Consider the following 19,090-nt stretch of genomic DNA (forward strand, 5'->3'; position numbering starts at 1 on the left):
AAACGAGGCGATTTTTTACCGTTTATAGTGCTATTGTTAAGTTTTATCGCTAATTTATTAACCCTACTTGAATAATATGGTGAATATCCGCATATTAGTACCTGAAGAAAGAATGTCTTGTCATGAGACTTCCCATTTTTATAGCTTCCGGTTATGGTGCTAAAACAGTGTTTATTGTCTAATAAACTATTTTTTAATTAGACAGTGAGTATTACTATTAGCGTCGCGATACTGCTTAGGCGAGCCCTAATGGCTACTTATTTTCAACGAGTGGTTAGAAAGTGTTTGCTTGTTTTTATCGCTGGACAGTACGTATTATCGACCATTTACTCTACTACAACCTATTTAAAGAGTAGCTGGCTAATAATATGAGCGTTGCAACGATTAAGTGCAGCTGTACCGCGCTTATACGACGTTTTGTCTCAATAATTTATTCATGACCTTACCTATGTTTACGATAGTTGAATAACGGGTCTTTTATTCAATAGCCAACCTAGTATCGATGAAGGAATCATCCGATTTATAGCCTTCGCGGTGCGGTGTGTCTTTTTTTTAGAATAGCGTTCAAAATGATTTCTATTTTGAAAAAATTTAAAAAAAGATGACATTAAGTATTGGCTAGCTGATTGAAAGATTTGAGTGCTAACGCTTATATAACGAATGTTAGCCCAACTATAGGTAAACAAGATGATATTGTACTCATTTTATTTATAAGGACAATATTATCTAAGATGCACCGCCAGTTCATGCCGCTTATATAGTAATACGCTTTTGATAAGCATATATAAGCAGCATAAATTGACACAGCGTTTTGTGGTATGCAGGATGGCTAAAATCAGGAGACATCCATGCAGCGAATTACTTATCGTGCGAAAGCATCTGCGCGAGGGGCTAAACGCCGTATATCATATATACTGCAGCCTTCTAAACGCTTGCTAAGCACCAAAAGTAACATCGTTCCAGCCGTTGCACCTATTAAAGTGACTGGTTTCGCCAAGACCAAAAAATTGGCGCAAATATCTAGTATTGCCCTGCTCTCTCTACCTGCTGAGAGTCTGACGACAATGGGCACGCACATACCAGCTTATGAGCATGTCATGTTGGAGAAAACTCTGACCATTGCTGCTGTGCCAGGTGATAGTACTTACTTTGCGACTGATGGCTTTCAGCATGGTTTTGGCTACGATTTAGTGCGTAGTTATGCTGATGAGCTCGGGGTAAAAATCGAGCTAAAGGCTTATGCCAGTGAAGACGCAGCGCTTAACGCTTTAAAATCAGGTGATGCCGATATGGCATTGACCACCGCCAGCACTCAGCTAAAAAGCCAGATGAATTTATCTTCTGTCAATGTCAGCTGCGGCTATGACGCCAGCTTGACTAAAAACGGTTTACATCCTAAAGTCAGCTGGACGTTTAATTCAGCCAATGATCCGTTATCACAAAAAGCCAGTTATTTCTTATGTGATAGTATGAAGCTTGAACACACACAGAAATTGGCGGCATTTTATAATCAGAATTTATTAAAAGATGCTTATAGCCAAGACCATTTTAAAAAGACCCTGATAGAGAAATTACCCGACTATCAATCTTCTTTCGAAGAGCAAGCACGCAATTACAACCATGACTGGGAGTTGCTGGTGGCAATGGGCTATCAAGAGTCACATCTTGATGCTAATGCTGTCTCACCGACAGGGGTACGCGGCCTAATGATGCTGACCAATAATACCGCCAAAGCCATGGGCGTCTCTGACCGCGTTGATCCTTACCAAAGTATCGGTGGCGGCGCTCGGTATTTGGAGCAAATGAAAGCGGATTTCGCTGATGTACCAAAGACCGACCGCATCTGGTTTGCCCTTGCCGCTTATAATATGGGTCCAAATGCCGTAAAAGGTATCCAGCGTAAATTGAGTGCCAATGGTATCGATGATAAAAGCTGGGCAAATATATATGCCTACTTATCTGAGAACAGAGCCTCGAATAGCCGTTATGGCCAGGCGATGCATTATGTGAGTAATATTAGAAGTTATCTTGAAACCATTAAAACGCAGACGGTTTAATCAGTTTTCTTTTTAAAAGACTCACGGTAAAAGCTTATAAATAAAACACCTATAAAACTTTTGCAATAAAAAAGCTGCTCTATGAAGAGCAGCTTTTTTTAATGCTTAAAATTTGTTAAATGTGATTACATTATATATTAGCGATTTGGTACGGTTAGACGTTGACCGCGTTGCAGCATAGTATCTACAGCGATATTATTCATATCCGCAAGCTCTTTGGTTGAGACGCCATATTTACGCGCCAATCCAATCAAGTTATCGCCTGAACCAACGGTATAGCTGACCGTCGCTTTTGGTACTTTAATAGTTTGACCACGTTGCAACTGGGCGTTGGTCGCTAAATCGTTAGTAGCCGCTAAATCCTCTACCGAGATGCCAAACTGACGCGCTAGCGCAATAAGGCCATCTCCCGATTTAACTTTATAGCTCTCAGTATTGCCAAGCTTTTTACCGCTACTACTTGCGATATTGCTACTACTAGTGGCTTCTGCACTGGCGCTGCTGCTGCCTTTATTACTGTTACTGCTGCTACTAGCATTACTAGCATTACTAGCAGTAGTAAAAGCGCTCACTGTCCCATTAGCAGGAATGGTAATCGTACGACCCAATATTAAATTGGAATTGGTTTTCAAGTTATTCGCAGCGGCCAAATCGCCCAATCCAATATTGTAACGCTGCGCAACGCCCGTCAAGGTATCGCCTGATTTGACTTTATAACTGACTGCCTTGTCGTTAAGCTGACGATCTACCAAATCTTTGGTGACAGGTACTTTAATCGTTTGACCACGTTGCAAGCGTGCTTTGGCATCAAAGTTAGTATTTACGGCTGCCAGTTCTTCAGGACTAATGCCAACGCTATTTGCGATACCGATTAAAGTATCACCTGATTTGACTTTATAGTTGGTCGTTGCCACTGAGCTTGAGTTACTAGCAGTAGTATTGCTGCTAGTCACACTATTAGACGTAGTAGGCGCAGTCGTAAAGTCTACATTGGCTGGTACTTTTAAGTTTTGACCAACATATAGTGAATCGGTCGTACGAATATTATTTAACGTCGCCAAGGTAGTAGTCGGCACATTAAATTGGCGTGACAAAGCAATCAGACCATCACCAGGTTTGACTTTATAGTTTTTGGTTGCCGCACTTGACTTAGTAGGTTTGGTCGATGGTGCTGCAGGTATGGTCGCAGGCGCGGTTACTTTACCAGGAACCAGCCATAGTTTTTGACCACGTAGCAAGTCCGCTCTACTGCTCAGATTATTATAAGTTGCTAGCTGAGTCACCGATAAACCAAAGCGATTGGCTGTGCCGATAAGGGTATCACCGCTTTGTACCACATAGCTTTCTGGCTGGCTGGCTGCTGTATTGCTCGCACTACTCAAAGGTTCAATCGATTTGGCATTATATAAATATAACGTACTGCCCGCTAATAGATTGGCGCTAGCATCAATCTGGTTCCATTCAGCAATATCACGCCAGTTGACACCCGAACGACTGGCAATATTTGCCAAGGTATCGCCACGTTTTACGGTATAAGTACTGCGTGTACCTTGTGGTTTTGGTTTGCTGACCGAGGTTTTTGGGAAGCTCAGTTTCTTTTCTTTACCACTGGCTTCTAACACTGACTGCTGCGTCTGTACTGCCGATAGATTGATATTACCATCTGCATTGATGACATTGGTTTCAGGTGTACTAATACGAATTTGACTGGCAATAAAGTCACGTTCCGCTTTACTTAACGGTGGTTCTTGAATGATGGTATTGTTTTGCGTGATTTGTGCCGATGTGGTCGGTAAGCTGTTGCTGCTTTTTAGCTCGGCATTAATCTTTTTGGTTTCTGCCGAAGTCAGTGGCGGCTCAGTACGGAATGAGGTATTGCTGCTATAAACAGAGCTGCTCGTCGGTGAAACCGTCGGTGGAATATAGCTGGTGGTTTGCTGCGGTACACTGGCACTCGCGGCATACTCAGCAAGCGCGCTACCCGTAGAAGGCAATGATGTGCCGCCAGTATAAGGTTTATTATTGTAGCTCGGCGTAGTAGCAGTAGAGCCTGAGTAGCTTGGCGTGCTACTGGTGTTACTAGAAGCCATCACATTACTACTACCATTACCTCTTAAGGCGCTCAGTTTCGCATCCGTCGTCAAGCTGACATCATTAGGAATGATAACACGCTGCGGACCTGATGCATCGATACGAGCTGACGTCAGTGCCGTATTCAGTCTTTCCAATTCATCATAACTGACACCAGTTGTCTGCGAAACTTCGGCTAAGCTGACGCCATAGTTGACCGGCACACTACGGAAATGCTGACGGTTAGCGATAGCGGGCAGATAAACACCATATTGCTCAGGCTTGGCAACAATTTCAGCAACCGCTAAAAAGCGCGGTACATAGTTCATGGTTTCAGTCGGTAATCTTAGCGACCAATAATCGGTCGGCAATCCCGCAGCAGCATTGGCATCAATGGCTTTTTGTACTCGACCAGGACCTGCGTTATAAGCGGCTAGTGCTAGCTCCCAACTACCAAACTGGTTATGCAGTGCGGTCAAAAAGTCATAAGCGGCACGGGTTGATTCGATGACATCACGGCGACCATCGTAAGTGCTACTTTGATTAAGACCATAGATACGCCCTGTACTTGGGATAAACTGCCATAAACCTGCTGCCGCCGCACTACTGGTACCACTTGGATCGTAGGAGCTTTCAATCACAGGTAATAACGCAAGTTCGGTTGGAATATTACGGCGCTCAGCTTCTCGTACCGTATGGTAAATATAGCGACTGGCACGGGCGGTCAAACGGTTAAGATAGTCTTGACGACTGGTAAACCAACCTTTTTGCGCTTCGATACGCTGATTATAAACAGGCTGACCACCATTCATACGGTAGCCTGCGCGCAAGCGATTCCATAAGTCGCCATATTGTTGAATGGCAAGTTTATTGCCTTCAACCATCGTCATGTCGGTGGCTTCTAATAAATCGGCCAGCTCATCTAAGCTTTCAGCATCCAAGAACGCTGTTGAATAATCAGCGCCAGTACTTGGCTTAGCAGCTTGATTGACAGGACGCTTCGCAACCACAGCTGAGCTGCCGGTCGCACCCGTCTTCTTCACCGCCGAGGTATTACTACAAGCACTGATAAGTAAAGTCGACACCGCAAGCGTCAGTGGTAAAGCGATAAATGAGCGAGATTTTGATGACACAGTAGACATGATAGTGGAAGTTTCCTAACAACAATAAGTGATAAAATAAAGTTAATCGACAGTATAGTACGCAATCTCAAACAAAGACCAGCCTATTATGAAAGATAATGGACAGAATTTAATCGGCCCTATCTTTCAATGGCTAAATAGCGGCATGATTTATACAATTCATTAACTAACGTTGTTGATGATGATGGCCTGCTTATAGCTAATTGATCGCTACTTGTGAGACAGCGCGTAAAAGTACTGCATTACCGGTCGATAAGGTAAGCGTCACTCTCGATGTCGTGACAAATGAGACTTTTTGTCCGTCTTTTACCCAGCTTTCATTGGTGGTAACATTGGCTTTTGCTTGATCACCGGTAATGACAATATTATCCACATTGATATCGTAGCGGTAATTTGAGGTATTACTCCAACTGTTTTGCAGTAATTTTAGATAAGCATCTTTGTCGAGGCTGGTAGACTTGCCTTTTCTTGACATTGAAATCAAGGCATCATCAGAGACCAAACGCGCCACTTGATTGGTGTTTTGGCTATTGGCAGCTGATTTCATGGCGGCAACGTAGTTTTGCACCAATGATTCGGTCATGGTTGCCGCTTGCGCGCTAATAGTCATAGTGCTGGCAGCCGCCATTATCGCAGTCACGCTAGCGCTTTTCATCAATAAGGCCAACAGCCCTTTTCCCCATAATTTTTTCATGCTATTCCTTAGTGATACTATTGTCGTTATGGTCATGCATAATTTTCATCATGCCATCATGATGCTTAACGATGATGTATCATTTAATTATTAATTACTGCTCTTGTAGATAAAAATTATCATATAAACTAAAACCAAATCGTACTTTTATGAAATTAAGTATAGGAATAAGTCATACGTTTATAAATTAGCTATCTTACATCTGGTTAAATCTAAGATTTTAAGCAGCGTTTTGTTACGATAATTTAGACTATCACTAAATTCTCACAGCCATGTGACACCCTGTTTAATTATTGCGAATGTCACTCTAAAATGGCTATTTGCATTCAATACATTGTGAACTTATAAAAACTATCTCAACACCTTATGATTGATGTTTTAAGACAGTTTAAGTCGCTTAATGCAAGGTATTTTGAATAGCTGTATTTCTAATAGCAATGTTTTTAATAGCGATGTTTCTAATAGCGATGTTTCTAATAGCGATGTTTCTAATAGCGATGTTTCTAATAGCGATGTTTCTAATAGCGATGTTTCTAATGTCGGTGTTTCTAATTTTTATCCTCTGTATGAATGTCTTCATACTGCTCGTCATCACTCAGCTTCATACCCAAGCGCTCAACGCGTCTGTCCATCATCTGCCGAGCTAACGCTTGCATGTCTTCGACGCGGTCTATTTCATCGACAATCTCAAGACCCAACAAGGTTTCAAAAACGTCTTCTAATGTCACCAAGCCTTTGACCTCACCATATTCACCAACGGTAATCGCAATGTGAAGACGGTTTTTTAGCATCAACTCTAACAAATCAAACAATTTCATCTTTGAAAATACAAAGGTAATGTCGCGTTTATAATCTGTCAGTGGTTTGTGGGCAGCATTATTGAACTTTGCCAATAGCATGTCGGTTTTTAATACAAAACCGGTGATATTGTCTAAATCGCCATCATAAATTGGTAAACGAGAAAAAGTAAGTTTTGGTCGGTCAACTAGCAGATCAGCAACGGTTTTATGTTCTTCAAACGCCAGCATCACCGAACGCGGGGTCATGATATCTTCAACTTTAATGGCACCAAATGCCAATAAGTTACGAATGATACGCGACTCCAAGGGGTCGATTTGTCCTGACTCTTCACCAATGCTGGCAAGTGCTGCAAACTCGCGACGGCTAAACGCCTGCGGTTCTTTGCCGCGTACTAGCAATTTGGTTAATTTTTCTGAAAACCAAATAAGTGGATATAGCAGCAAGATAATACCGCGGACAAAATAAGCAACCAGTCCGCCCAATTGACGCCAATATATGGTTCCAAGTGTTTTTGGCATAATTTCTGACAAAAACAAAATAGCCAAGGTCATAACTGCAGAGAACAGTCCAAACCAAGCGCTACCAAAGACAATCGTCGCCTGCGCACCAGCGCCAATAGAACCTAAAGTATGCGCTACGGTATTTAAGGTTAAGATAGCTGCCAACGACTGATCGATATTATCAACCTTTAAGCGTTTTAGCATGTTGGCTTTTTTTGGATTGCTTTCTTGAATGTCAGCAATATATGACGGGGTCATACTGAGTAATGCGGCCTCTGCCAACGAACAAATAAACGAGATGCCAATCGCTACGAGTACAAATAAGATGAGTAGTAGCACGCTGCTTGCGCTTGGGTCTGCCATTGCTTCAGCTGCCCAAACGGTTTGCGGCAACAACGTTATTGCAGTTAACAACAGAAAAGATTTGATACTCAATCGAGTATCGCTACGCATCGTCGGGGGAGGTTCAGCGGATGCGTCTTTACGACAGGCGCGCGGACGGTATAAGCGAGGTACAGATATAAAAGAGGTAAACAAGTTAGGTAACCTAAACAAAGAAGAAAAAGGAAGTCACAATATATCATGAGCTGACGGTAGCAGATAGAAAATAATAAGGGATAAAGTCCAATTTTTATCTATCTGGCGCTTAAAATCATGCTCAAGACAGCCTATTATAGCGTCATTTAGAACGGTTTAAAAACTCCTTTAATGGTAACAGCGACGCTGACATCAGACAACAAATCACTATTTATATCAAAAAGATAACGGGGTTAATTATACTAATTACGCTAGTATTTTCATGCCATGACACCCAATATATCCACTTAACATACTGACTTTTTCTGCTTGCTTAACCCCTAATTACCCTGCCCTTTATGATAGCAATACGATGGTTAGCCTAAATATTGGCGGTTAGTATGGTAAATGCTGAACAAAAACATGCCTAGCCTATGATTAACAGTTACCAAGTCTGGGATTTTTTGTTACTATGCCTGTAAATTTATTCTTATCTATGACTTATTGAGAGAAATTATGAGCTTTTTTATTCAAGCTGCCCATGCTGCGCCAGAAACTGCCGGAGCTGCGTCACTATTTGGTCAAATTTTGTTGCCAGTGGCATTTTTTGCCATTTTTTACTTTTTGGTGATTCGCCCGCAGTCTAAACGCACCAAAGAGCACCGCGCCATGGTCAATTCATTAACTGTTGGTAGCGAAATCATCTTTGCTGGCGGTCTTATGGGTCGTATCAAAGCGTTAGAAGGCGATTATGCGGTTGTGAGCTTAAACAACAACACTGACGTTAAAGTACAACGTGCTTCTGTTATTTCAGTATTGCCCGCTGGTACTATCGAAAGCGTTTAAGCATTATTAATGTATTTGATGATTGTTAAACATTAATTATTAAACATTGGTTGTGACTAATTGATGGCATTTATCAATTAATAGTTGTAATGACTTTAAAATGACCGTACATTATTTACGGTCATTTTTCGCTTTATCGTTTTTTGCTTTACTATCATCGCGGATGATTACAGTGGTGCATGATTCAGTACGACTACTAAAACAATATAGTAGCTCCCCATTTAGTCACACACCCTTGTTATCGCTAACTTCCCATCTGCTAACTTGTGGCCTGCGTCGCCAGTAGTTTATCAACCTAAAGAAGTGATTATGCAATATCCCGCTTGGAAATACTTACTCATCGTCGTCGTGCTCATCATTGCCGGTATATACGCGGCTCCTAACCTCTATCCTGATGAACCGGCCGTACAGATTACCAGTGCAGCAGCAGGTACGCAGCTGTCTGAAGGTATCTTGACTCAGTCTCAAAGCTTACTTGAAGAGGCTGGAATCAATAATCACGACGGTACCTTTGAGGGCAACAGTGCGCTAGTGCGTCTTGACAATCCAGTCGATCAGCTAAAAGCTCAGGAAGTGCTGCGTCAAAATTTGGGCGAGAACTACGTGGTCGCGCTGAACTTGGCACAGACTACCCCGCAGTGGTTGCGTGATATTGGTGCAAGACCGATGAAACTTGGACTTGATTTGCGCGGTGGCGTGCGTTTTGTGCTAGAAGTAGATATGGACAAGGCGCTCGAACAACGTTTAAACAGCGCCAGTCGTGATATGCGCCGTGACCTGCGTGCTGAGCGTATTGCCATTAAAGGTATTAAAACAGAAAAACGTGGCGTGGTGCTACATTTTTCTGATACTGATACTCGTAACCGTGCGCAAAACGTCCTGCAAGGTTCGATGGGTAACACATTCTCCTTACAGTCTTCTATTGACGAGCAAGGTCCTGCGCTGATTTTAGCTTATAACGATGCAACGCTTGATGAAATCAACAGCTATGCGGTCAATCAGAACTTGACTACTCTGCGCAATCGTATTGCTGAGCTTGGGGTAACCGAAGCCTTGGTACAATCACAAGGTGCCAGCCGTATCGTTGTTGAGCTACCGGGTGTACAAGATACTGCTGAGGCAAAACGTGTCCTTGGTCGTACGGCTAACCTTGAGTTCCGTATGGTCGCTGAAGGCGCTGAAAATTATATGGGCGGCATTCCACCTGCTGGTACCGAAGCGTTCCCATTTGAAACGCTTGATGGTCCACCAGTGTTGCTAGAGCGCCAAGCGATTGTCACAGGTGATAAAGTTACCAACGCTCAAACGGGTATCGATGAAAGCGGCTCGCCTGAAGTAAGTATTACTTTAGATAGTGCTGGCGGTAAGCTGATGCAAAATGCCACCCGTACAGCAGTTGGCAAGCAAATGGCCGTATTGTTTATCGAAAATAAACAACGTATCGCTTATGAAGAAGATCCAGTGACTGGCGAAACCGTGGAAGTACGTACTCCTTACGCTGAAACAAAAGTCATTAACCGTGCCAATATTCAAGCGGTACTTGGCTCATCATTCCGTATTACCGGTCTTGATAGTAGTGCGGAAGCCGCTGAGCTTGCGCTATTACTACGTTCGGGTGCATTGGCAGCGCCGATGTATTTTGTAGAAGAGCGCACTATTGGCCCATCACTTGGGCAAGAAAATATCGATAAAGGCTTATTCTCTACGCAGGTTGGTTATTTATTAGTCTTTGCGTTTATGATTATTTTCTATCGCCTATTTGGGGTGATTGCGAATATTGCTCTAGCAGTTAACGTGATTATCATCATCTCTGTTATGTCAATCTTAGGCTCATCACTGACCCTACCTGGTATTGCGGGTATCGTATTGACCATTGGTATGGCGGTGGATGCCAACGTTCTGATTTTTGAGCGTATCCGTGAGGAACTAGCGAATGGCGTCAGACCGAAATCTGCGATCGTGGCAGGTTTTGATCGCGCTTATAGTAGTATTTTCGATGCCAATATCACAACTTTACTGGTCGCCTTTATCTTATTTGCGATTGGTACAGGTCCGATTAAAGGCTTTGCGATTACGTTGGCCATTGGTATTGTCAGCTCGCTATTTACCGCCATTTTGGTAACGCGTGCGCTGATACAAATTGCTTACGGTAAGCGTAAATCTATCAAACGTCTGAGTATCGGTTAGGAGAAAACTATGGCTATCGATAATAACAACCCTATAGAACAACAGAACAATCCTGAACCGAATGGCTCAAATAGCGAAGCCAGTACGCGTCGCCGCAAGAAACCGCGCCGTGATGGTAAGGGTAGCAATAGCCAAACCAATCATGCCACTACCAAAACCTCAGGTAGTAAGGCTCGCCGTAGTGGCAAAAGTGCGGATAAAGGCAGTCAAGTACTGACTACTCAAACATCTGATACAACCGACACTCACTTAGATACTAACTTAGTATCAGCTGATTTAGGAGATGCTGCTGACGACGCAGCGGCCTATGCTGAAGGCGGCATTAAAGCCATTGGTGATCAGCGTATCATTCCTTTTATGAAGATAGAAAAGCCAATGGCAATTCTATCTATTATTTTGGTCATTGGTAGTATTATCGCCATTGCCATTAATGGTCTAAACCTAGGTCTTGATTTCACCGGCGGGGTTTCAGCCGATGTGCGTTATGAGAATCCTGCTGAGCAAGTCGACGTGGTCAAAGCGTTGGCTGATAATGGCTTTGACGATGCCGTCGTACAATATCTAGGAACGCGTCAAGAGCTACTAATACGCTTACCACCCCAATCTGATAACGTTGATGGCTTGAATGCTAGTCTGAGTGAAGCATTAAAACTTCCTAATAATAATGTTGAAATCAGTAACGTTAATATCATCGGTAGCCAAGTTGGTAATGAGATCTATCTAAGCTCAGTCATGTCGATTGTATTAGCATTGGCATGTATGCTTGGATACGTCGCCTTGCGCTTCCAGTTCAAACTCGCGATTGGTGCGGTATTGTCACTATTTCACGATGCTATCGTGACCATCGGCGTCTTTGCATTATTTGGCTTCCCGTTTGACTTAACAGTTTTGGCAGCCATTTTGGCATTGATAGGTTATTCATTGAACGATACCATCGTCGTCTATGACCGTATCCGTGAAAACTTCCGCCGTGTGCGTGGTATTACGCCGCGTCAAACAATTGATTTGTCATTAACAGAGACGCTACGCCGTACGATTATGACTATCTCAACGGTACTGTTGGTTGTCCTCGCGATGCTATTCTTAGGCGGTGATGGCTTATTCTGGTTCTCGGCTGCACTATTTATCGGTCTACTTGCTGGTACTTACTCATCTACCTATATCGCAAGCTCTATTCCTCTAGCAATGGGTCTGTCACGTGATGACTTTATCGTTAAAGTAAAACCTGAGTTTGAAGAAGAAATCGTGACCTTTAATGATCCAAAAATGTTTGAGCAAGACTGATGCTTATATCAAAGCCAATAATTAGACTTTTTAGTTATTAAGCAAATAAGCATTACCATGACAAAAGCACCTAAATCTAGGTGCTTTTGTCTTTATGCTATTTTCATTTATATTTTAATATCATCTGATAAGTGCTTAGAAATCTTTTCTGCCTTGTTATTATATAAGCGACTGTGTTATGCCATCTACCTTGCCGCCAACTGCTATGCCGCCCATTGATACTCGCTATGCGCGCATCATTGCCATCGCTTTGCCGGTATTATTGGCCAATCTTGCGATGCCGCTACAAAGCGTCATTGATACGGCCATTGTCGGTAATATGAATGACACTGCGAAGCTTGCTGGGATGGGCTTAGCCATACAACTGCTGTCTTTGATACTGGTCAGCTTTAACTTCTTGCAATATGCGTCATCTGGTCTTTCTGCACAAGCACTGGGTCAACTCGCTAATAAAAACACTTCTAGCAATGCCTCATTAAACCCCTCTAAGCAAAACCAATCACCCCTGCTATCAATTTTACAACGTGCTTTGTTACTCGCTTTTATGATTGGCGCAGTTTTGCTTATTGCAAAACCTTGGCTGATTGATTTTGGCTTGCAAGCGCTTTCTGCCAATCCTGACAGTGGCAGCGCGGCAAAGACTTATTTAGGCGTACGTTTTTGGGGTGTCATCGCTGAGCTGATGAACTTTGCATTTATCGGCTGGTTTGCCGGTCAAGGCAAGACCCGCTATATGCTTTATCAGCAAGGTTTTATCGCTATGCTTAATATCATACTAACCTTATTTTTTGTTTACGTGATGCAAATGGGCTTGGTTGGAGTGGCGTTAGGAACGACGATTGCCTTTTGGCTTGGCGTGGTATTGGCATTATGGCTGAGCCGTCGAGATCTACAAATCTCTTGGCGCGCGTTATTTACGGCTAATAAAGAACACTTTAGCAAAGATAAAATGCTTAGGCTATTTTCATTAAATAAAGACATCTTTATCCGTACGCTTATTTTAACGATAAGCTTTGCTTGGATTACCCGTCTTTCTGCCCAAAGCGGCGATGTCATACTGGCCGCTAACGCCATCTTATTACAGGTATTGAGTATCTCAGCCTTTGCCCTTGATGGCGTGGCGGTATCTGCAGAAACCTTAAGCGGACAAGCTGCTGGACGACGTGACTGGCCGCGGTTCCGTATTATCGTCAAACGTACAGGTGTTGTCAGTTACGGACTTGCCTTGATGCTAAGTGCGATATGGTGGCTTGGTATGCCGACTTATTTGCAATTGATGACCAATATCGAACCAGTCTTTGCGCTTGCTTATGACTATCACCTTTATGCCGTACTTCTCCCCCTTGTAGGCGTTGGCGCTTATTGGTTAGATGGGATATTCTTTGGTTTAACGGCAGGTAGTGTCATTCGTAATGCCGCACTGATATTAGCGATTATATTTTTTCCTTTAAGTTGGCTACTGTATCAAAAATGGGATATGACCGGCATCTGGCTGAGCGTTTGGTGCTTATTATTATTGAGATTAATTATTCTTGGTGGATTTTTATTCCGCGCTCATCAAACAGGCAGTTATGAAAAATTGCAGCCTGAAGCCTGATTATTAAGAGCATTTAGCTAAAATGATGTTTATATGATGTGTTTTTAGAAAATAGACAATAAACGAAAAACTAAAGTAAGAAAAAATTAGGATGTCACGTGAATACTCAATCAAACGAGATAAATCAAAATCAAGCCTATCATTACGATTGGGCAGAAGGCTTTAAGAAAAGCTTGCCAGTCGCCATGGGTTATTTACCTGCAGGGATTGCCTTTGGCGTGCTCGCACAAGTGGCTGGTTTGCCAGTGTGGGCAACGATTATGCTAAGTGTCGTCTTGTATGCAGGCGCAGCGCAATATGCTTGTCTACCGATGCTGAGTGCTGGATTACCGATTGGTAATATCGCAACCAATATTGCTGCCATTAATTTGCGCCATGTTTTTTATGGCATGCCGTTATTACAATATCTGCCAAAAAACAAGATAGCCAAAACTTACTGCTTATTTGCCTTAACTGATGAAACTTTTTCAGTGATGACCAGTTTGCCAAACGAGTCGCGACAATCATTAATACTGCCGATTAGTTTGTTTAATCAAGGCTGGTGGGTATTAGCTGGTGCGATTGGCGTGATGATTGGCAGTACATTAAGTGATTTAATACCGCATTTAGATTTCGCTTTGGTATGTTTATTTGCCATTTTAGCTTATGAGCAATTCCAAAGTATCAAACGTTATTTCCCCATTGGTATTGCTGTGATTGCCTTAGTGATTGCTTCATTGTTTACTAGCAACTGGCTATTATTAGTAGCGATTACGATTTGTATGCTCATGATTTTAGCCCGTGGATTTTGGGTGCAGCGCAGTATACAAGGAGGCAATCATGACCAGTAGTTATCTAATTTTTGCGACTTTAGCGATGGCCGCAGTGACCTTTATTACCCGCGCTCTTCCCGCTTTAATACCCAAAAAGCTACTGGATACGCCTTGGCTGCATCGATTGAATGAAAGCTTGCCGCTGTCTGTGATGGTATTGCTAATTTTGACCAGTCTTTCTTATCAAGGTTTGTCAGGCAATACTGGCTTACAAGCTAGCTTAAATAGTGCCGAAGTACATTTATTAATGGCACAAATTGGGGCGTTATTATCAGTATTAATTATCTATCATCTTAGCCGTCAGTTACTGGTCAGTATGATCGTCGGTATCGCTACGATTAATGGTTTTTTGTGGTTATTTACCCGTTTTTTAGGCTGATTGAAGTTTAATAATTTATCACATTTATTTTTGCTCAAAAAAAGGCTGCAATCTCAATGATTACAGCCTTTTTATTTTGTCGTTATTTTAAGATATTTAGTCTCTTACAGCTCCTCTACGCCCATCATATCGACTGGGGTATCAGCCACGATTTGTACGCCTTTTTTACCAGTCTTGGCTGTGTCATTACGTTGCTCTTGCAAATGCTCAAGATAGGCTTCGTTGATTTGTCCGGTAATGTAGCAGCCATTAAACACCGCACAATCAAAGCCTTCAACCTTGCTATGCTTAGTATCTTTGACAGCTTCAATCAAATCGTCCAAATCTTGGAAGATTAAGCGGTCAGCACCGATAATCTCGCGCACTTCTTCAACGCTATGACCTGAGGCAATAAGCTCGCTACGCACTGGCATATCGATACCATAGACGTTTGGATATTTAACTGGCGGCGCAGCGCTGGCAAAGAATACTTTACGGGCACCGGCGTCACGTGCCATTTGGATAATTTCGTGACACGTCGTACCGCGAACGATTGAATCATCAACCAAGAGGACGTTTTTGCCTTTAAACTCAAGCGGCACGGCGCTTAGCTTTTGGCGAACTGATTTTTTACGTTGCTGCTGACCTGGCATGATAAAGGTACGACCGATATAGCGGTTTTTCATAAACCCTTCACGGTACTTGATGTTCATCTTTAGCGCCAGCTCCATCGCTGAGGTACGCGAGGTATCAGGGATAGGAATGACTACATCGATATCATGGTCCTCACCCCATTCGGCAAGGATTTTATCGGCCAACTTTTCACCCATACGTAAGCGTGATTTATAAACCGAGATATTGTCCATAATAGAATCTGGACGGGCAAAATACACATATTCAAAGATACAAGGCGTATATTCTTGTTGCTCGACGCACTGATGAGTATGTAGCTTATGGTCTAAATCAATAAAGATAGCTTCGCCCGGTTTAACATCACGCACAATACTAAAGCCTGAACCCGTCAACGCGACTGATTCTGAAGCGACCATATATTCTGTGCCGCCGTTAGCAGCCATGCGCTTACCAAAAATCAGCGGACGGATACCATTTGGATCACGGAAAGCCAGCAAGCCATGACCAGTAATCAGAGCAACCACGCCATAAGCGCCTTCGATACGTCCATAAACCGCTGTTACTGCTTCAAAGATATCAGCAGGCGTCGGATTGGTTTTATCCAAATTTTGCATCTCATGCGCAAGGACATTTAGCAACACTTCAGAATCTGAATCGGTATTTAAATGGCGGCGATCTTCTTGATATAAAGACTTAGCCAAACCTTCAGCATTGGTCAAGTTACCATTGTGTGCAAGGGTAATACCATAAGGCGAGTTGACATAAAAAGGCTGTGCTTCGGCACTACTTGAGGTGCCAGCAGTTGGATAACGGACGTGACCGATACCAAACTTACCCACCAGCTTTAGCATATGACGATTCATAAACACGTCACGTACCATGCCATTTTCTTTACGTAAATAAAGACGCCCGTCCTGTAAAGTCACAATACCTGCCGCATCTTGCCCGCGATGCTGCAACATGGTTAATGCATCATAAAGAATTTGGTTGACTGGCTCATGAGCTGCGACCCCAACGACTCCACACATAGTTGTATCCTATTTTGTACCACACATTGATAACACAATAACGGCTGACAAGGTTGTCTTGAATTTTCGCCTATCATTTGCCGCAAAGCTGATGATCTTGCTGAGAATAATGTCTTACGGACAATAGATAAGGACAATTCTCCATAAGACAAGTTGCTGATGATAAATAGAGGTGTATTTTACGAATATTAAAGATGATTGAATAGCTTTTTTTGAGCGCTTATCACGCATATTAAGCTTAAGACTGATTGACCTTATCCCACGCCAAGCCAAACATATCTGAGACCAACTCTTTGCCCATGGGCGCATAAGGCAGTAATTCAGGTGCGAGCACTGAAGTCTCCCATTGCGGCATCTGCACCAATAATGGCGCACTGACGCTAAGCACAACTAAAACCATAAGGACATTTTTTGCCGCCCCAAGTACCCCGCCCGCCATTTTATCGAGGACGCCAAGACGTAAGGTTTTGAGTACTCCGGAGAATACGAACGCAACTAGGTGCATGATGGCTAAGATAGCAATCACAATCACTAGAAAAGCCATCGCCATCTGCAAAACGGGGTTTTCTACCATGCCTGAGAATTGCGGCGCGACCGAACCTGCCAAACGCGTCGCAGCAATAAGCGCGATAAACCAACCAACCAAACCAACAGCTGTCTTAATCAGACCTACCTGAAAACCACGCCATAAGCCAATCAGGACAACCACAGCAATCACAATGTCTAAACCACTCATGTTTATCGCCTCATTTGCATCTTACGTCGGGTATTGCAGTGAAATTAAAAAGCTTACAATTATAAAGGTCGTTAAAAGGATTAACCTTCCATGGCATCGTAATAGCCACCGATGGATTGAATGCAAGACTGCACTAATCCAGGCCCTTTATAAATAAGCCCTGAATACAACTGCACCAAATCTGCACCCGCCTCAATTTTTTTGACGGCTTTATCACCGCTATCGATACCGCCAACGCCAATCAACGCTACCTTACCACCCAACTGATCGGAGAATTGTTGTAAAATCTGCGTACTAATATGGCTGACTGGACGACCAGATAAACCACCTGCTTGGTCGCCATCGGGCAAATCTTCAACGCCCACGCGGCTCAACGTGGTATTGGTGGCAATCAAACCATCAATCTCAAAGTCCAGCAACTGCTGGGAAATATAATCGACTTGTAACGGTTCTAAATCGGGAGCAACTTTTAATACCAATGGTACATAAAAGCCATATTCGGTTGCCAATTGATTGTGGCGGTTTTTAATGGTATCTAATAATTGTGTTAGCGCTTCACCACTTTGTAGGTCACGCAAATTTTTGGTATTCGGAGAGGAGATATTTACGGTAATATAAGAAGCATGCGGATAAACGCGCTCTAAGCAATAGACATAATCATCAGCCGCATTTTCAACAGGAGTCGCCGCATTTTTACCGATATTAATGCCGATATTGCCTTTGTATTTACAGCGCTTGACGTTTTCAATCAGGTAATCAACACCTTCATTATTAAAGCCCATACGGTTAATGATGGCATCGGCTTGCTTGATTCTAAATAGTCTTGGTCTGTCATTGCCGACTTGCGGCTTTGGCGTAACGGTTCCCACTTCAATAAAACCAAAACCCAACTCTGCTAGCGCATCGATATAGTCGCCGTTTTTGTCCAAGCCGGCGGCAAGCCCAACAGGATTGGCAAACTGCAAACCCATACAATCAGTTGGCTGCATTGACTGACCATATACTAAGCCCAACACACGCGCTTTATGAGCTTTATCTAATAAAGATAAGGTCATCTCATGCGCGTGCTCAGGGTCCATATTAAACAAAAAAGGGCGAAGTAAGGCGTAAGACATAGTAATGACAGACCCTGCTTGAAAATAAATGATAAATAAGAAAAACGAATGAGGTCAAGCGCTGCGATTATATCAGCTTAACTGAAATAAGACCAAAGTTTCATAGGACAAATTGCGCTATATCCTGCGAATAAATAATCGTTAACGCTGTCAATTGACTTATTCAATAAGCCAATATTACAAAGTATTATTTATTCGTATTTACTGCTTATTGATATTCGTGTTTTTATATTAGGGAACTGGGCGTCCATCAGTGAGCGCAATCCAACCACGTACAATACGGTACAGATGCCAAATAAAAGTAAAGCCCATAATAATAAAACCCAAACTGGCCAACAATACTGAGCCGATGGCAATATTATTGGTTTCAGCGAGCATACTTACGCCAAAACCACCTAAGGCAAATGTGATGATAAGCACACCAATAACAAACAAGACGATGCTATACCAAAAGGTCTTAATCTGCCAATCAAAATGGGTAGCAAGCCAAGTACCATCAGCATCATGGCGTTTGGCATAATTCATAAAAATAGGCACAATCCACAATAGCCCTGCGGTAAAATAGCTGAGCACATAGAGCAAATACGTGATGTGATTATAGGTAATCAAAGAACGGCGCTTATTATCACTCATAGTATTATTGGTATTGTTTATCATACTGTCACTCGTTATATTCTGTGGCTAATAGCTATATTATTGTGGCAAATGAGCTAG

General features: G+C 42.7%; 14 protein-coding genes. 7 read left to right on the forward strand and 7 right to left on the reverse strand.

Translation table 11 applies throughout. The annotated features are described in order from the left end of the window. Positions 1-848: 848 nt before the first annotated feature. Positions 849-2,057, forward strand: a complete 1,209-nt coding sequence (locus JMW39_RS01095; RefSeq protein WP_201543082.1) for a transglycosylase SLT domain-containing protein — start codon at positions 849-851, stop codon at positions 2,055-2,057. Between the two features lie 137 nt (positions 2,058-2,194). Here JMW39_RS01095 and JMW39_RS13350 read toward each other — a convergent pair whose 3' ends face one another. The 3 genes from JMW39_RS13350 to JMW39_RS01110 form a co-directional block, all read right to left on the reverse strand. After that, complete coding sequence (locus tag JMW39_RS13350; protein WP_201543083.1) at positions 2,195-5,269, reverse strand: LysM peptidoglycan-binding domain-containing protein; 3,075 nt, start codon at positions 5,267-5,269, stop codon at positions 2,195-2,197. A gap of 199 nt (positions 5,270-5,468) precedes the next feature. Then, on the reverse strand, positions 5,469-5,963 hold the full coding sequence (locus JMW39_RS01105) for a nuclear transport factor 2 family protein (RefSeq protein WP_201543084.1): 495 nt from the start codon (positions 5,961-5,963) through the stop codon (positions 5,469-5,471). Between the two features lie 548 nt (positions 5,964-6,511). Continuing rightward, the gene (locus JMW39_RS01110; protein ID WP_201543504.1) at positions 6,512-7,786 is read right to left on the reverse strand and encodes a hemolysin family protein; all 1,275 of its coding nucleotides are present in this window, start codon (positions 7,784-7,786) and stop codon (positions 6,512-6,514) included. Between the two features lie 510 nt (positions 7,787-8,296). Between JMW39_RS01110 and yajC the strand changes: the two genes are divergently transcribed. From yajC to JMW39_RS01140, 6 genes are all read left to right on the forward strand, one after another. Continuing rightward, positions 8,297-8,626 carry a preprotein translocase subunit YajC gene (gene yajC / locus JMW39_RS01115; RefSeq protein ID WP_201543085.1) on the forward strand — a complete coding sequence of 110 codons (330 nt, stop codon included), beginning with the start codon at positions 8,297-8,299 and terminating at the stop codon, positions 8,624-8,626. Between the two features lie 309 nt (positions 8,627-8,935). After that, positions 8,936-10,813, forward strand: a complete 1,878-nt coding sequence (gene secD / locus JMW39_RS01120) for a protein translocase subunit SecD (RefSeq protein ID WP_201543086.1) — start codon at positions 8,936-8,938, stop codon at positions 10,811-10,813. A gap of 9 nt (positions 10,814-10,822) precedes the next feature. Next, entirely contained in the window at positions 10,823-12,097 is a 1,275-nt protein-coding gene (gene secF, locus JMW39_RS01125) for a protein translocase subunit SecF (protein ID WP_201543087.1), read from the forward strand. Positions 12,098-12,275: 178 nt separating this feature from the next. Then, positions 12,276-13,694 carry an MATE family efflux transporter gene (locus tag JMW39_RS01130; RefSeq protein ID WP_201543088.1) on the forward strand — a complete coding sequence of 473 codons (1,419 nt, stop codon included), beginning with the start codon at positions 12,276-12,278 and terminating at the stop codon, positions 13,692-13,694. A gap of 98 nt (positions 13,695-13,792) precedes the next feature. Continuing rightward, positions 13,793-14,524 (forward strand): AzlC family ABC transporter permease, encoded by a 732-nt coding sequence (locus tag JMW39_RS01135; protein ID WP_201543089.1) that lies wholly within the window; start codon positions 13,793-13,795, stop codon positions 14,522-14,524. After that, on the forward strand, positions 14,514-14,885 hold the full coding sequence (locus JMW39_RS01140) for an AzlD domain-containing protein (RefSeq protein ID WP_201543090.1): 372 nt from the start codon (positions 14,514-14,516) through the stop codon (positions 14,883-14,885). The genes JMW39_RS01135 and JMW39_RS01140 overlap by 11 nt, the downstream gene beginning before the upstream one ends. Positions 14,886-14,989: 104 nt before the next feature. Here JMW39_RS01140 and purF read toward each other — a convergent pair whose 3' ends face one another. From purF to JMW39_RS01160, 4 genes are all read right to left on the reverse strand, one after another. Next, on the reverse strand, positions 14,990-16,525 hold the full coding sequence (gene purF / locus JMW39_RS01145) for an amidophosphoribosyltransferase (protein ID WP_201543091.1): 1,536 nt from the start codon (positions 16,523-16,525) through the stop codon (positions 14,990-14,992). Between the two features lie 238 nt (positions 16,526-16,763). Further along, entirely contained in the window at positions 16,764-17,261 is a 498-nt protein-coding gene (locus JMW39_RS01150) for a CvpA family protein (protein ID WP_201543092.1), read from the reverse strand. An 80-nt stretch (positions 17,262-17,341) separates the two neighbouring features. Next, positions 17,342-18,376, reverse strand: coding sequence for a quinone-dependent dihydroorotate dehydrogenase (locus tag JMW39_RS01155; RefSeq protein WP_201543093.1), 1,035 nt, complete (start codon positions 18,374-18,376; stop codon positions 17,342-17,344). 231 nt (positions 18,377-18,607) lie between these two features. Beyond that, entirely contained in the window at positions 18,608-19,033 is a 426-nt protein-coding gene (locus JMW39_RS01160) for a DUF4870 family protein (RefSeq protein ID WP_201543094.1), read from the reverse strand. Positions 19,034-19,090 lie beyond the last annotated feature (57 nt).

This window comes from Psychrobacter immobilis (assembly GCF_904846175.1).
GTDB classification, from domain to species: domain Bacteria; phylum Pseudomonadota; class Gammaproteobacteria; order Pseudomonadales; family Moraxellaceae; genus Psychrobacter; species Psychrobacter immobilis_E.

Coding starts and splice junctions, on each gene's coding strand:
- secF (WP_201543087.1), top strand. CDS start 10,823: ATGGCTATCGATAATAACAACCCTATAGAACAACAGAACAATCCTGAA.
- JMW39_RS13350 (WP_201543083.1), bottom strand. CDS start 5,269: ATGTCTACTGTGTCATCAAAATCTCGCTCATTTATCGCTTTACCACTG.
- JMW39_RS01130 (WP_201543088.1), top strand. CDS start 12,276: ATGCCATCTACCTTGCCGCCAACTGCTATGCCGCCCATTGATACTCGC.
- JMW39_RS01150 (WP_201543092.1), bottom strand. CDS start 17,261: ATGAGTGGTTTAGACATTGTGATTGCTGTGGTTGTCCTGATTGGCTTA.
- secD (WP_201543086.1), top strand. CDS start 8,936: ATGCAATATCCCGCTTGGAAATACTTACTCATCGTCGTCGTGCTCATC.
- JMW39_RS01160 (WP_201543094.1), bottom strand. CDS start 19,033: ATGATAAACAATACCAATAATACTATGAGTGATAATAAGCGCCGTTCT.
- JMW39_RS01155 (WP_201543093.1), bottom strand. CDS start 18,376: ATGTCTTACGCCTTACTTCGCCCTTTTTTGTTTAATATGGACCCTGAG.
- yajC (WP_201543085.1), top strand. CDS start 8,297: ATGAGCTTTTTTATTCAAGCTGCCCATGCTGCGCCAGAAACTGCCGGA.
- JMW39_RS01095 (WP_201543082.1), top strand. CDS start 849: ATGCAGCGAATTACTTATCGTGCGAAAGCATCTGCGCGAGGGGCTAAA.
- JMW39_RS01140 (WP_201543090.1), top strand. CDS start 14,514: ATGACCAGTAGTTATCTAATTTTTGCGACTTTAGCGATGGCCGCAGTG.
- purF (WP_201543091.1), bottom strand. CDS start 16,525: ATGTGTGGAGTCGTTGGGGTCGCAGCTCATGAGCCAGTCAACCAAATT.
- JMW39_RS01105 (WP_201543084.1), bottom strand. CDS start 5,963: ATGAAAAAATTATGGGGAAAAGGGCTGTTGGCCTTATTGATGAAAAGC.